The organism is Providencia sp. PROV_01 (assembly GCF_053098325.1).
Window position 1 is genome coordinate 3,874,951 of sequence record NZ_JBRFKD010000002.1, and the last position, 14,162, is coordinate 3,889,112.

The 14,162-nt window shown below is 44.9% G+C and carries 16 protein-coding genes; 7 read left to right on the plus strand and 9 right to left on the minus strand.

Going from position 1 to position 14,162, the window contains the following annotated elements; translation table 11 throughout:
• Nucleotides 1-7: 7 nt before the first annotated feature.
• From ACU696_RS18750 to ACU696_RS18770, 5 genes are all read right to left on the minus strand, one after another.
• Nucleotides 8-784, minus strand: a complete 777-nt coding sequence (locus ACU696_RS18750) for an ATP-binding cassette domain-containing protein (RefSeq protein ID WP_109911752.1) — start codon at nt 782-784, stop codon at nt 8-10.
• Nucleotides 778-1,590, minus strand: coding sequence for an ABC transporter permease (locus ACU696_RS18755; RefSeq protein WP_110731717.1), 813 nt, complete (start codon nt 1,588-1,590; stop codon nt 778-780). Before ACU696_RS18755 ends, ACU696_RS18750 begins: the two co-directional genes overlap by 7 nt.
• Nucleotides 1,587-2,555 carry an ABC transporter permease gene (locus ACU696_RS18760; protein WP_123382280.1) on the minus strand — a complete coding sequence of 323 codons (969 nt, stop codon included), beginning with the start codon at nt 2,553-2,555 and terminating at the stop codon, nt 1,587-1,589. The genes ACU696_RS18755 and ACU696_RS18760 overlap by 4 nt, the downstream gene beginning before the upstream one ends.
• Complete coding sequence (locus tag ACU696_RS18765; RefSeq protein WP_419181785.1) at nt 2,555-4,108, minus strand: ABC transporter substrate-binding protein; 1,554 nt, start codon at nt 4,106-4,108, stop codon at nt 2,555-2,557. The genes ACU696_RS18760 and ACU696_RS18765 overlap by 1 nt, the downstream gene beginning before the upstream one ends.
• A 240-nt stretch (nt 4,109-4,348) precedes the next feature.
• Nucleotides 4,349-5,206: an AraC family transcriptional regulator gene (locus ACU696_RS18770; RefSeq protein WP_245211121.1), complete on the minus strand. Its 858-nt coding sequence runs from the start codon at nt 5,204-5,206 to the stop codon at nt 4,349-4,351.
• A gap of 447 nt (nt 5,207-5,653) precedes the next feature.
• Between ACU696_RS18770 and ACU696_RS18775 the strand changes: the two genes are divergently transcribed.
• Genes ACU696_RS18775 through ureG form a run of 7 tightly spaced genes read left to right on the plus strand, consistent with a single transcriptional unit; the run spans nt 5,654 to nt 10,666 of the window.
• Nucleotides 5,654-6,490: an urease accessory protein UreD gene (locus ACU696_RS18775; protein WP_109911750.1), complete on the plus strand. Its 837-nt coding sequence runs from the start codon at nt 5,654-5,656 to the stop codon at nt 6,488-6,490.
• A 20-nt stretch (nt 6,491-6,510) separates the two neighbouring features.
• Nucleotides 6,511-6,813: an urease subunit gamma gene (locus ACU696_RS18780; protein WP_004908484.1), complete on the plus strand. Its 303-nt coding sequence runs from the start codon at nt 6,511-6,513 to the stop codon at nt 6,811-6,813.
• 8 nt (nt 6,814-6,821) lie between these two features.
• Nucleotides 6,822-7,145: an urease subunit beta gene (locus tag ACU696_RS18785; RefSeq protein WP_198641632.1), complete on the plus strand. Its 324-nt coding sequence runs from the start codon at nt 6,822-6,824 to the stop codon at nt 7,143-7,145.
• Between the two features lie 2 nt (nt 7,146-7,147).
• Nucleotides 7,148-8,851, plus strand: coding sequence for an urease subunit alpha (gene ureC / locus ACU696_RS18790; RefSeq protein ID WP_117162539.1), 1,704 nt, complete (start codon nt 7,148-7,150; stop codon nt 8,849-8,851).
• 23 nt (nt 8,852-8,874) lie between these two features.
• Nucleotides 8,875-9,351 (plus strand): urease accessory protein UreE, encoded by a 477-nt coding sequence (gene ureE, locus ACU696_RS18795; protein WP_109911748.1) that lies wholly within the window; start codon nt 8,875-8,877, stop codon nt 9,349-9,351.
• Between the two features lie 21 nt (nt 9,352-9,372).
• Nucleotides 9,373-10,038 carry an urease accessory protein UreF gene (locus ACU696_RS18800; RefSeq protein WP_109911747.1) on the plus strand — a complete coding sequence of 222 codons (666 nt, stop codon included), beginning with the start codon at nt 9,373-9,375 and terminating at the stop codon, nt 10,036-10,038.
• A 10-nt stretch (nt 10,039-10,048) separates the two neighbouring features.
• The gene (gene ureG / locus ACU696_RS18805; protein ID WP_004908472.1) at nt 10,049-10,666 is read left to right on the plus strand and encodes an urease accessory protein UreG; all 618 of its coding nucleotides are present in this window, start codon (nt 10,049-10,051) and stop codon (nt 10,664-10,666) included.
• Between the two features lie 44 nt (nt 10,667-10,710).
• Here ureG and hypE read toward each other — a convergent pair whose 3' ends face one another.
• Genes hypE through hypB form a run of 4 tightly spaced genes read right to left on the minus strand, consistent with a single transcriptional unit; the run spans nt 10,711 to nt 14,160 of the window.
• The gene (gene hypE, locus ACU696_RS18810; RefSeq protein WP_071524532.1) at nt 10,711-11,736 is read right to left on the minus strand and encodes a hydrogenase expression/formation protein HypE; all 1,026 of its coding nucleotides are present in this window, start codon (nt 11,734-11,736) and stop codon (nt 10,711-10,713) included.
• Nucleotides 11,737-12,849 carry a hydrogenase formation protein HypD gene (hypD, locus tag ACU696_RS18815; protein WP_004908463.1) on the minus strand — a complete coding sequence of 371 codons (1,113 nt, stop codon included), beginning with the start codon at nt 12,847-12,849 and terminating at the stop codon, nt 11,737-11,739. It abuts the gene before it with no gap.
• Entirely contained in the window at nt 12,833-13,129 is a 297-nt protein-coding gene (gene hybG / locus ACU696_RS18820) for a hydrogenase maturation factor HybG (RefSeq protein WP_109911746.1), read from the minus strand. The genes hypD and hybG overlap by 17 nt, the downstream gene beginning before the upstream one ends.
• Nucleotides 13,120-14,160: a hydrogenase nickel incorporation protein HypB gene (gene hypB, locus ACU696_RS18825; RefSeq protein ID WP_117162543.1), complete on the minus strand. Its 1,041-nt coding sequence runs from the start codon at nt 14,158-14,160 to the stop codon at nt 13,120-13,122. The genes hybG and hypB overlap by 10 nt, the downstream gene beginning before the upstream one ends.
• Between the last annotated feature and the right edge of the window lie 2 nt (nt 14,161-14,162).

A 14,162-nucleotide genomic window follows, 5' to 3' on the forward strand; every position in this document is an offset into this window, starting at 1 on the left:
GTAATACTCATTTACTTGCCATAAATTGATGTTCAGGTAACGCATTCCACAACGATTGTAGCCATTTTCCACCACCGCCTTGTTGCAGTTGTTGGCTGCTTAGCACTTCTTCCAACTCTCCGTTACGTAATAAGGCGATGCGGTCAGCAAAACGCACAGCCATGGATAAATCATGGGTGACCCATAAAACACCTCGGCCAACGTGACACAGTGATTTTATATTTTCGAGCAGTTGCATCGCATGGTCGTCATCCAACCATGATGAAATTTCATCCGCTAAAATATATTGTGCGCGGGAAAGTGTCGCACTGCTGGCGAGTACCCGTTTTGCCATTCCACCGGATAACTGGTTTGGGTAGCTATACACTAGTGAGCTTTGCAAATTATATTGCTGTAAGTGCCGTGCAACATCGTGCATTTTAATATGCTGCCCACTTAACACTGCGGCACGTTCTAATTGTGGGCCGATACGAATTAGCGGATTAAGCGCGCTAACCCCTTGAGGAATATAGCATAATGCATTACCACGGTGCTGAGCTTTGTTTTGTTCCGTCAGCCTTTTACCATTAAGGTGAATACCGCCACGACAGCGCATATTATGGGGAAGTAACCCCAAAACACTCTGTAATAACAAGCTCTTACCTTCCCCGCTCCCACCTACGAGTGCAACCATCTCACCGGGCTGAATATCTAAGGAAATTCCTTGTAGTAACGGAGCCCAACGTTTACGCCCTAACCAACGAAACTGCGCGACATCTACGGTGAGATTATCAAGACTCAACATACGCCCCCCTTCAACCATAGCTGCTGCAAGGCCTTAGCAAATTGGTCAAATAATAACACTAATCCGACTAATGCAACGCCTGGGAAAACCACCAGCCACCAAGCACCTGTGCTGAGGTAGCGCAATGCATCAGATAATAAAATACCCAGTGAGGGTTCATGGGGCGACAAACCAAAACCTAAGAAACTTAATGCCGCACTGTGTAAAACCGCATGGGGAAACATTAACAACGTTCCTACCATCCATTGCGGCAAAATCATGGGTAAATAATGATAACGCCAACGATAAAACGCACTGTTACCAATACGTTGAGATAACATAATGTAATCTGACTGACTAACTCGTTGTAACTCCGAACGTAAAATTAAGGCTAATTTTGGCCAATGTGTCAGTGCAACGGCCCAAATCACCCCCATTTTTCCACCACCCAGCGTAAAACAAATCAATACCAGTAATAAAAGATGCGGCAATGCCAACATAGCATCAATAATGCCACGCACCACGTAGTCCATAACTTTGCTTATTGAAGATAACCCCGCCATGACAAGAGCAATGAAACCACTGGTAATGGCAGCCATAAGGCCAATTTGCAAACTTGTTGCCACACCTTGAAAGGTTCTGGCAAATAAATCACGCCCTAAATTATCTGTACCAAATAGATGCGCCCACGAAGGTGGCAAGCGCCTATCGAGTAAATTCATTTCAATATCATTAAGGGAGAGGCCAAACGCATAAATACTAACGATGACCAATAAAAGTAATGAGAAAGCTAACTTAAATAAGGCGCGATTAGGGTTATAGGTCATGATCCTCTCATCACTCCCTTATTCACTTTTTTTAGCAGGCTGTCTGCTACCGTATTGCTTAAAAATATTAGCGCAGCGCATAACATGACGATCCCCATCAACAAGGGAATATCTCCACGTAGCCCCGCATCTATCGTTGCCTGACCTAAGCCTGGATAGGCAAATACTTTTTCAGCTAGCAATGCCCCACTCAATAATTCACCTACAGAAGCAAACTGCAAACAAATTGCGGGGGTGATGGCATGTTTCAACACGTGGAAACCCATCATTGACCAGCCATTATCCCCTTGAGCCCGTGCGTAATGAATAAATTCACTGCTCATCACCTCAACAACTTTGGCTCGTGTATGCAATGCGATATTACCCACGCCTAGCATACCCAACGCAATTACAGGCAAAATTAGGTGATGAAGTTTCTGTGAAAAAGTTGCCGTTTGCTCATCCAAGCCTATCGGCCAAGCGCAGCATATTGGAGCCCATTGTAATGTCACCGCGAACAAAGACAGCAACAGCAAACCGACCCAAAAAACAGGAATTGAAGCAAGTAAATAGCATAATGTTGAGATAAGTTTGTCTGGCCAGCGGTTTAAATAACGCCCAGCGACTAACCCTAGCGCAAAACCCACAATACCAGAAAACAACCAAGCACAAATAAGCAATGCTAAAGAAGGCACAAGGCGGTCTGCAATCACTTGAATTACAGGGGTATTATAGAGCATGGAATAGCCCAAATCCCCCTGTAATACTTGTGAAAACCAACGCCAGAACTGTACCCATAAAGGCTGGTCAAGCCCCCATCGCGCAGCAATTAGCGCATATTGCTCAGGAGGCACGTGCAGTAAGTCATTGCCAATATAGGCTTTTATTGGGTCGATAGGCGAGTAACTCAGCAGGATAAAAATCCCCGCTGCCGTTACGGTTAATAAACCAAAAAATCGCAATAAAAGCCCAAGTGCGGTTCGCATTACTGACAGGTCCACGCCCATTCATCGACATTATTTAACACCGACCAAGATCCGTGAATTTCAGGAGCACTGGTACCTAAATCAACACAATTATTCAGTAAATAAATATGTTGTAGGTTCATCAACCAAGCCCACGGAGCATCACCTTTAATACCAACTCCCGTGCTACCGTTCCAATCTACTTGTTGCCATAACGGAATCGCTGCGTCTTGGTCAGCTTGCGCTAACGCTTTTTCGATTAACTCATCAACGACTGCATTTTTATAATAACCAGGGTTATAAAAGCCAACACCTGCTGCTTTGCTGCTGTAATTATGGACAATTTCCATCGGGTCTAAGCTTCCCCAACCAAAAAGTGTTGGGTTAGCATGCATGTGTAGCTCAACGGTTTCCCAGCTCCCCGATTTTAAATCCATCTCGATACCAATCGGTTTTAAGCTTGAACGGATTGCCTGCGCAAGGTCACGACGTGTGGTATCACCACTGGCATACCATAATGTCAGTTTTGCCACTTTGCCATTTTTCTCACGTAAGCCCTCTTTATTCAGCTTCCATCCCGCATCTTCTAAAATGGATTTCGCTTTTTCAAGATCACCATCTTTAAAAGCGGAGTCTGGGCTATTCCATGGCAGCCCTGCAACGCCGGTATAAGCCGGTACGGCAAAGCCTTCCAACACGGATTCCGCTAATAGTTTACGGTCAAGAGCATAGTTAATGGCTTTACGGACAGCAACATCTGAAGTGATGTCGTTACCGATAGGGTTACCTTGAGCATCTTTCTCACCGGCAGGTGGAATTGGGAAAGAAATGCCGCGGTTTTCCACGCTATAGCGCTCAACCAATTTCATGTTTTTCACATCATTAGCATTCGCCGCTACCGCAGCAGGGATACGAACAATTTCCAGTTGATTGCTTTGTGCCGCCGCAAAGGCCGCATCTTCATCAAGGAAAACAAAGACCATTTTACCAAAGTCATTTTTTGGCCCTGCATAATACGGATTTTGCTCGACAATCAGTTGCTGCCCCGGCTGGAATGCAACTAAACGATAAGGGCCTGCGCCAATTGGGTTATGTGCATAGGTTTTCGCATCATATTTATCGGCACAAACAATCCCTAACGAACCAAGTACATTAATAAAGGTACTTTGTGGGGAAGATAAGGTGATTTTTACGGTGAGTGGGTCAATTTCCTCTGCTTTGGTAAAATTCCCCATGTCCACCTTACCGCCACTTGCCGCAGCATTGTTATAGGTAAATACAACATCTTTTGCCGTTAACGGTGAGCCATCGGAAAATTTTAAGCCTTTTTTCAGCTTGAGTGTCCACTGTTTACCATCTGCATTATGTTGATAACTTTCAAGCATATAGCTATGCCATGAAAGGTCAGCCTTTTGTTTCAGTAATGGGCTATGCAACAGTAGGTAGCTGCCGTGGCTCCACCCGAGCATGGGGTCAAAACCCTCTGTTGGCTCTGAGCCAATCGCTAAACGTAAAGTTTGTGATTGAGCCGGTTCTGCCGCCTGTGCTTGCAGTGTGAGCCCCATCAAGCACATTGCGGCAACGATATTTTTAATCATACATCCCTCTATAGACAGATTTTATTTTTTATTTCATATAATTAATGACGTTATTTTCATTAATGTCGCTATTGGTGAGATATTCACTATGTGTAGAGTAACCAATATGAGTTATATTAAATTTAACGTCCTGATTGCTAGGCGCTACATCAATAGAACAGCGAATTTATTCGAGAAACCGTCAAAATTAAGCCGTTATTTGACTTACCTTAACAACTACTCATCAATTTCTTTGTCAAATTCAATTAGGTTAGAGTGCAAGGACAAATTGGTAATAAAATTCGGGTCGTTCGACTGCCTTGATTGCAACCGAAATTGAGAAGGCGTCATATTGTATTTTCGCTTAAATACATCGCAAAAATAGGCATTACTGCCAAAACCGCAACGATGACTAATTTGAAAAACAGAATAATTCGAAAATGTTAAATAATTCAACGCCATTCCCATTCGAACATCTAGCAGTAATTGACGAAATGACACCCCTTCACGGTTCAAATGGCGACGCAAAGTTGAAGGTGTCGTAAATAACGCTTTCGCGACATCGTCTAAATGCCATTTTTTTTGCGGTTCTTGGGTTATCAAATGGGTAATTGCTTGGTTTTTCGGTTCATCATAATTAAAACGAAACAGGTTAAGAATATCGATACCTTCTTGATATACAGCCATTAAAATAAAATATAGGCTCTGTTTCATTAACAATGCTTCTTGGGATTCACTCTGTTTTTTTAATGGTAAGCATTGTTTTAATAAACTAAAGTTATCTCTCACCGTTTCAGGGGGAGAAACATGGTAAATGGGTTGGTGGCTAGTCAGTGGCTCACCCGACTTCATCAATGTTTTTAGTAATAAAAATACCGATTGTAATTCTTCTTCTGACATCGACAAGGTGTGTAATTCAAGCGGCTGATTCACGGTGTTACACACAATATTGCAAGAAACTTGGCTATATTTAGGAATAATTAAGGTGACATCGGTTTCAATTTCAATGGATTGACCGTTGATCACGACATTTCCTTTCGCGCCAGTTAACATGGCTATCATCGCGTTTTCAATATAAAACGCTTTTAACACCATTTGGCTTTCCGAAAGAAAGAATTTATATTCCATAATCTCTATAAACTGCAGTTAATGTCAGAATGACTTCCCAAGAAAAGGGATTGTTGAATAGATATAAAGCCACGTAGCAAAAGCATATCAACCCCATATCAGTGCGGATGAGAATATAGTCCCGTTACGCTGAAATCGCAATATAGATATACGCTCATTTTTTACTGTTATTTTGATGGTTGTTATATTTTCTAAATAAAATGCTGTTTAATTGAAAGGCAATTTTCGATATAAGGTGTAGAATCGCGCGGCAGACACATGCAGCCAACAACACTGCATAATAATAATGATTTTGGTATTCACTCACACCCTACCCTACTTGCATTAGCTTTTACATCATAAATACCCAATTTTTGCTGGGGTATAGCTAAACATGTTCGCGTATTTTTAGTTGACTGAGTTGCAGGAGAAAGTATGTCTGATTTTTCAGGATCAGGCTGGTTAGCTGAAATTTTTTTACGATATGAACTAAAACGTGGCGTCACCCGCTTAACGGACAAACAACATATCGGCCCTTTAATGGTTCAGCGGCCATTCTACCCCGAGCAAGGAATTGCACACACGTATTTACTTCATCCACCCGGTGGCGTTGTCGGGGGGGATAAACTCCTTATCAATATTGATGTTCAACCACATGCCCATGCGTTATTGACCACGCCTGGTGCAACAAAATTTTATCGTAGTGCGGGCGGCGTTGCACGACAACTACAAAGCTTAACCGTCGCGCCCAATGGGTTCTTAGAATGGTTACCTCAAGAAAATATTTTTTTCCCTGAGGCTCAAGTTCGCTTAGAGACTCATGTTCGAATCGCAAGTTCATCAAAATTTATCGGCTGGGAAATCCAATGTTTAGGCCGACCCGTATTAAACGAGCAATTCGACAACGGTGATATTCGGGGCCGCTTGCAGTTTTATATTGATGACAAACTCACCTTGGCAGAATCCATATTTATCGAGGGTTCACAAAAACAGTCAGCCGTCATGCGTGAATTTCCTATGGTAGGTTCCTTGTATATCTACCCCGCCAGCGATGAATTAAAAGCTGAACTTCACGAGAGTTTGGCCGTGTTTTTCTCTACGGAAGTGAAGCCGCTTGAGTATGGACTGACTGATGTAGACGGTATTTTAGTATTGCGGTTATTAGGTTCTCAAACCGAGCCCATGATGGCTTGCTTCGCCCATATTTGGCAGGCAACAAGACAATACTGGTTAGGTTATTACCCTGATCCGCCGCGTATTTGGGCAACTTAAACGTTTTTTAGGAGCAAAAAATGGAATTAACCCCCAGAGAAAAAGATAAATTATTGCTTTTTACGGCAGGCCTCGTTGCTGAAAGGCGTTTAGCCCGTGGATTAAAGCTCAATTACCCTGAGGCGGTCGCATTGATCAGTTGTGCGATTATGGAAGGCGCCCGTGATGGCAAGACGGTTGCCCAATTAATGAGCGAAGGCCGAACCGTGTTAACCGCAGAGCAGGTAATGGAAGGCGTGCCAGAAATGATCAAAGACATTCAAGTGGAATGTACATTTCCTGATGGCACAAAACTGGTTTCTATTCACGACCCGATTGTATAGGTAACAACATGATCCCCGGTGAAATTAAAGTCAACCACGCTTTAGGCGATATCGAACTCAATGCAGGTCGAGAAACCCAAACAATACAAGTTGCCAACCATGGTGACCGCCCGATTCAAATTGGCTCTCACTATCATTTTTATGAAGTCAACGACGCCCTAAAATTTGAGCGCGAAGGCACACTGGGTTTTCGTTTGAATATCCCAGCGGGTATGGCGGTGCGTTTTGAACCTGGACAAAGTCGTACTGTTGAGCTCGTCGCTTTTAGTGGCAAACGAGAAATTTATGGTTTCCATGGCAAAGTCATGGGCAAGTTAGAGAGTGAGAATTAATAATGAAAACAATCTCTCGTCAAGCGTATGCGGATATGTTTGGTCCCACAACCGGTGACCGCTTGCGCTTAGCTGATACAGAATTATTTCTAGAGATCGAAAAAGATTTCACCACCTATGGTGAAGAGGTCAAATTTGGTGGCGGTAAAGTTATTCGTGACGGCATGGGTCAAAGCCAAGTCACCAGTGACCAGTGTGTCGATGTGTTAATCACTAATGCCATTATTTTAGACCACTGGGGCATTGTTAAAGCGGATATCGGAATTAAAAACGGCCGTATTGCGGGGATTGGTAAAGCAGGCAACCCCGATGTTCAACCCAATGTTGATATCGTTATCGGCCCCGGCACAGAAGTGGTTGCTGGTGAAGGTAAAATTATCACCGCGGGTGGCGTTGATACTCACATTCATTTTATTTGCCCACAACAGGCAGAAGAAGGTCTGGTTTCCGGTGTTACCACCTTTATAGGCGGTGGAACTGGCCCTGTGGCGGGTACTAATGCCACGACCGTCACCCCCGGTATTTGGAATATGTACCGCATGTTAGAAGCCGTTGATGAACTGCCGATCAACGTCGGGCTATTTGGTAAAGGCTGTGTCAGTCAGCCCGAAGCGATTCGCGAACAGATCGAAGCGGGCGCAATAGGCTTAAAAATTCACGAAGACTGGGGCGCTACCCCAATGGCTATTCACAACTGCTTGAATGTGGCCGATGAAATGGATGTGCAAGTGGCTATCCATTCAGATACGCTAAATGAAGGTGGTTTTTATGAAGAAACCGTGAAAGCTATTGCAGGGCGAGTGATCCACGTATTCCATACTGAAGGTGCTGGCGGTGGCCATGCCCCTGACGTCATCAAATCTGTTGGGGAACCGAATATCCTGCCTGCATCGACCAACCCAACGATGCCATACACCATCAATACCGTTGATGAGCATTTGGATATGTTAATGGTATGCCACCACTTAGACCCATCGATTCCAGAAGATGTGGCTTTTGCTGAGTCTCGAATTCGCCGTGAAACCATTGCTGCGGAGGATATTTTACACGATATGGGTGCAATTTCTGTGATGTCTTCAGACTCACAAGCCATGGGACGCGTTGGCGAAGTGATTACTCGTACTTGGCAATGCGCTCATAAAATGAAATTACAGCGTGGGACGTTAGAAGGCGACACTCTCGATAGCGACAATAACCGTATCAAACGCTATGTGGCGAAATATACCATTAACCCCGCTATCGCCCACGGTATCGCCCATGAAGTCGGTTCGGTAGAAATCGGCAAATTAGCTGATATCGTGTTATGGGACCCTGCATTTTTTGGTATCAAACCCGCCCTTATCATGAAAGGGGGAATGGTCGCCTATGCGCCAATGGGCGATATTAACGCGGCAATCCCGACGCCACAGCCAGTACATTACCGCCCGATGTTTGGGGCGTTAGGTAAAGCAAAATACCATACCTCGATGATTTTTATGTCAAAAGCCGGTATTGAAGCAGGTGTTCCTGAAAAATTAGGCCTACAGAGCAAAATTGGCCGGGTTGAAGGCTGTCGAAACATTAGCAAAACCTCAATGGTTCACAACAGTTATGTGCCGCACATCGAACTTGACCCACAAACTTATATTGTCAAAGCCGATGGCATCCCACTAGTGTGTGAACCAGCGACTGAGTTACCGATGGCACAACGTTACTTTTTATTCTGACCCCTAATTAAAAGAGCCTGAGAATGAAAAAATTTATTAAAGTGGTTGCTCCACAACCGCATTCACCAACCGCGTTAACCCTGTGCTTAACCATGGATGAGCGCACCAAAAGCCGTTTAAAAGTCACTTTAAGCGATGGGCAAGAAGCGGGGCTATTTTTGCCGCGCGGAACCATCCTGAAGGAAGGCGATGTTTTATCCACTGAAGACGGCGAGTTAGTCACCATCGAAGCCGCGAAAGAGCAAGTTTCTACGGTTTACAGTGATGACGCTCTGTTGCTTGCTCGCGTTTGCTATCACTTAGGTAACCGCCATGTTCCATTGCAAATTGAAGCGGGCTGGTGCCGTTATTTTCATGACCATGTGCTAGATGATATGGCCCGTGGATTAGGCGCTACCGTCAGTGTTGGTTTAGAAAAATACCAACCAGAACCAGGGGCCTATGGCGGCTCATCAGGTGGTCATCACCACCATCACGGCCACGATGATCACCACCACTAATCGGGTTCAGGGAGTTTGCCTATGTTAGCAGATCTACGCTTATACCAGTTAGTTAGCCCTTCTTTACCTGTTGGGTCATTTACCTATTCACAAGGCCTAGAATGGGCGATTGAAAAAGGCTGGGTAACGACACCTGATACCCTTGCTGGCTGGCTAACCGCACAAATGACCCATGCGATTGCGACATTGGAACTCCCTGTTTTACGGCAAATTCATACTTCCCTTTCCCTTGGTGATATTGAAGCGGTGAAATATTGGTGTGAATTTATGATTGCCAGCCGTGAAACCAAAGAATTGCGTCAAGAAGAACGGCAACGAGGAATTGCTTTTGCCCGACTACTTCCTCAGCTAGGTATTGAACTGGATGCTAACCTGCAAACCTGCGTGAAACAAACCCAGCTAATGGCTTTCGCTCTCGCCGCAGTAAATTGGCAGATTGACGTTGAAAAATTGTGCACCGCGTATGCATGGGGTTGGCTAGAAAACACGGTGATGTCCGGTGTTAAGCTTATCCCTTTAGGGCAAAGCGCAGGGCAAAATATTTTATTTACCCTTGCTGAGCGCATACCCGAAGTGGTTACGCAATCGGCAATCTGGCCAATAGACGATATTGGCAGTTTTACACCTGCACAAATTATTGCCAGTAGTCGGCATGAAACCCAATACACACGACTTTTTCGTTCATGAGAAAAATGCTATGCAAGAATATAATCAACCCTTAAGAATTGGTGTCGGTGGGCCAGTCGGCTCAGGAAAAACCGCATTATTAGAAGTGTTATGTAAAGCCATGCGCGACACTTACCAAATTGCCGTTGTCACTAATGATATTTACACCCAAGAAGATGCCAAAATTTTAACCCGTGCCGAAGCATTAGATGCAGATCGCATTATTGGTGTTGAAACTGGTGGCTGCCCTCATACCGCTATTCGTGAAGATGCATCAATGAATTTAGCGGCAGTTGAAGAGTTAGCCATGCGCCATAAAAACCTTGATATCGTGTTTGTGGAAAGCGGCGGCGATAACCTCAGCGCGACGTTTAGTCCAGAGCTGGCAGACTTAACTATTTATGTTATCGATGTTGCTGAAGGCGAAAAAATCCCACGTAAAGGCGGCCCGGGGATCACTCATTCCGATTTATTGGTGATTAACAAAATTGACCTTGCACCCTATGTCGGCGCCTCATTAGAAGTGATGGAAGCCGATACCGCAAGAATGCGCCCAGTAAAGCCCTATGTGTTTACTAACTTAAAGAAAAAAGTCGGCTTAGAAACCATTATCGAGTTTATTATCGATAAAGGTATGTTAAGACGTTAATAGATTTGAACGCCCTATAGGTTTTATCTATAGGGCATTTTCAATTAACAAATACGGGGTAAAGGCTCACTGTGGGGTAAATCTAATAACCTTGATGTACCGAAGATCCCAACCAATTTGACTTGTTTTTGCTCAGTCACACAACCAATCGTGGCTGCATCTTTCCCTAATGGGTGTTGGTGTAGTGCAGCAATCACCGCACTTTCCGCTTCAGGTTTCACCACAATCACTAATTTGCCTTCATTCGCAAAGTTTAACGGCTCTAAGCCCAATAGCTCACACACCCCCCTAACCACAGAAGAGACAGGTAAATCGCCTTCATTAACAGCAATTCCACAGCCGCTAGCTTGGGCAAATTCATGTAGGATTGCCGTTACACCACCACGAGTTGCGTCTCGTAATGCCCGAACGCCGTCAATTTCACGTAGCGGTGCTATCAATGGCGTTAATACTGCACAATCACTGCAAAGCTCCGCTTCTAACCCAAGTTGTTCGCGTAGGTTTAAGATAGTGGCACCATGGTCACCCAACGTACCACTAACAATCACTTTATCCCCCGCTTGAATATGCTGAGCTCCCCACTGGATATTGCTCGGAATCACACCAATACCGGCCGTATTGATAAAAATTTTGTCTGCCGCCCCGCGCTGCACGACTTTGGTATCGCCGGTCACAATATCCACCCCCGCAGCCGCTGCCGTTGCCGCCATGGATTCCACAATTGAGGTAAGTTCAGAAAGTGGAAAGCCTTCTTCCAAAATAAAGCCGCAAGAAAGGTATTTGGGGATCGCACCACTGACTGCAACGTCATTCACTGTGCCGCAAACGGCTAATTTACCAATATTGCCCCCGGGAAAGAAAATCGGGTCGACGACATAGCTATCAGTACTGAATGCCAAACGGTCGCCTAATACGGTCATTTCTGCCAGTGCTAGCCGAGCTTGGTCTTCCCGCTCATTCAACGCTTGGTTAGCAAATGCCTGCAAGAACAGTTGTTCAATTAATTGCTGCATCGCCTGCCCACCACTTCCGTGAGCCATCGTCACTACATTGTTAGCATTACGACTCATTTATGCCTCCCGACGATATTGATAATAAGCTGCGCAAGCACCTTCAGAAGAAACCATTAATGCACCAAAAGCAGTTTGTGGCGTACAACGACGCCCAAATAACGTACATTCGCTGGGCTTACAGCGCCCTGTTAAAACCTCACCACAGCGCGCTTGCGGGTCATCCGCCACTTTATGGGGCTGTACCTGAAAACGCCTCTCGGCATCAAAAAATTGATAAGCTTGGGTTAATTGAACCCCTGAACCTGCAATTTCCCCCAATCCGCGCCACTCACTGGTTTGTTTGAGTTCAAAAACTTCCTCTAGCGCCTTAAGTGCTAACAGGTTGCCTTCATTAGCCACAATGCGTTTATATTGGTTTTCTACCTCACAACGGCCATCGGCAATTTGGTCAATTAACATGGCTAATGACTGCAAAATATCTAGGGGTTCAAACCCTGTGACAACCAAAGGCTTATGGAAGTCTTCGGTAATAAACTGGTAGGGATGCGCGCCAATCACCATGCTCACGTGCCCTGGCGCTAAAAAACCGTCAATACGCACATCCGGTTGTTCAAGTAAGCTACGCAAGGTGGGAATAATCGTAATATGCTGGCAGAACACACTAAAATTGGCTAGTTGGCGGCGTTTTGCTTGCTGCAAGGTGATTGCGGTGCTCGGCATGGTGGTTTCAAAGCCTAAGCCAAAGAAAACCACTTGGCGATGGGGATGCTGCTCTGCTAATGCCAAAGCATCTAGCGGTGAATAAACGATGCGGACATCCGCCCCATTACGCTTGGCGTCAAGTAAAGAGCCCTTTTCGCCCGGCACTCGCATTGCATCACCATAAGTACAAAAGATAACCTCTGGGTGCTGTGCAATTTCAATACAGCCATCAATTCGTCCCATTGGTAAAACGCACACAGGGCAACCTGGCCCATGAACAAATTCAATTTCAGCGGGTAATAACTGGTCAATACCAAACTTAAAAATCGCGTGGGTATGGCCTCCACAGACTTCCATGAGCTGCAATGGACGTCGTTTCGCTTGAGGTATTTCATTCACCCGTTGATGAATATGCGCCAATAGCGCTTTTGCAAGAACAGGGTCGCGAAATTCATCGACGTACTGCATCTGTTGCTCCTGCATTTAAACCGCTAAAATCACCAACTTCATGGTCTAATTGACTCATCGCGGTTAAGGCATCCAAGGTAGATTGTGCTTCTTCTTCATTGATGATACTCATGGCAAACCCGACGTGCACCAATACCCATTGACCTAATAAATCAGTGGGGTCGCCTTCACAAATTAGGCCAATATTAACATCGCGTTTTACACCACAAACATCCACTTGAGCGAGTTGGTGAATATCTTCACCAACTGCAACTATCTTGCCCGGAATACCTAAGCACATAGCTGTGTCTCCAACCATGCCAGCCATGCATCCATCCCTTCGCCACGTGTCGCAGACACTTGAATAACTTGGATATTGGGGTTCACCTGTTTGGCATTGGCAATACACGCATCGACATCAAAATTCAGGTATGGCAATAAGTCAATTTTATTCAATAACATAATATCTGCTGCCGCAAACATATGTGGATATTTGAGAGGTTTATCTTCCCCTTCCGTGACCGACAGCACCGCCACTTTATGGCGCTCCCCTAAGTCAAAACTGGCAGGGCACACGAGGTTCCCAACATTTTCGATAAATAACAGGCTGTTATCTGCTAAATCTAAACGTGCCGTTGCATCGTGTACCATTTGTGCATCTAAGTGACAGCCTTTTCCTGTATTCACTTGAATCGCAGGCACACCCGTTTCGCGGATCCGTTGTGCATCATTAGTGGTTTGTTGGTCACCTTCAATCACTGCACAATTGATTTTGTCACGTAGTCTTAATAAGGTTTCTGTGAGTAAGGTCGTTTTACCAGAACCTGGGCTAGAAACGAGGTTCAATACCAAAATATTTTTCTGGTTAAAATCCTCGCGGTTATGTTCTGCCAGATGGTTATTTTTATCTAATACATCCATCTCAATTTGTAGCATGCGCTTTTGGCTGATCCCCGGTGCATGGGTACCCGCTTCACCGTGACCATAATCAAGGTCATGGTGTTCCCCAGCTGGTTTAAAACTCGCCTCTGCCGTTTGATAAATATGTTTATGCTTATGTTTGTGTTTATGCTTTTTAGATTTATTTTCAGCAGGTGCGGGTTCATATTGGTGATAATGGTTATGCACATCACCTTGATGATAGTAATGGTGATGAATAATCACTGTTTGCCCGTGAGATTCATGATCATGGTGGTGGTCATGATGGTCGTGATCGTGGTGGTGGTCGTGACCATGATGCTGGTCATGGTCGTGATGATGATCGTGACCATGATGATGGTCATCCCCCTCAATTTTTCGCTCTCCCGATGCACATCCACAAGTACTACACATAA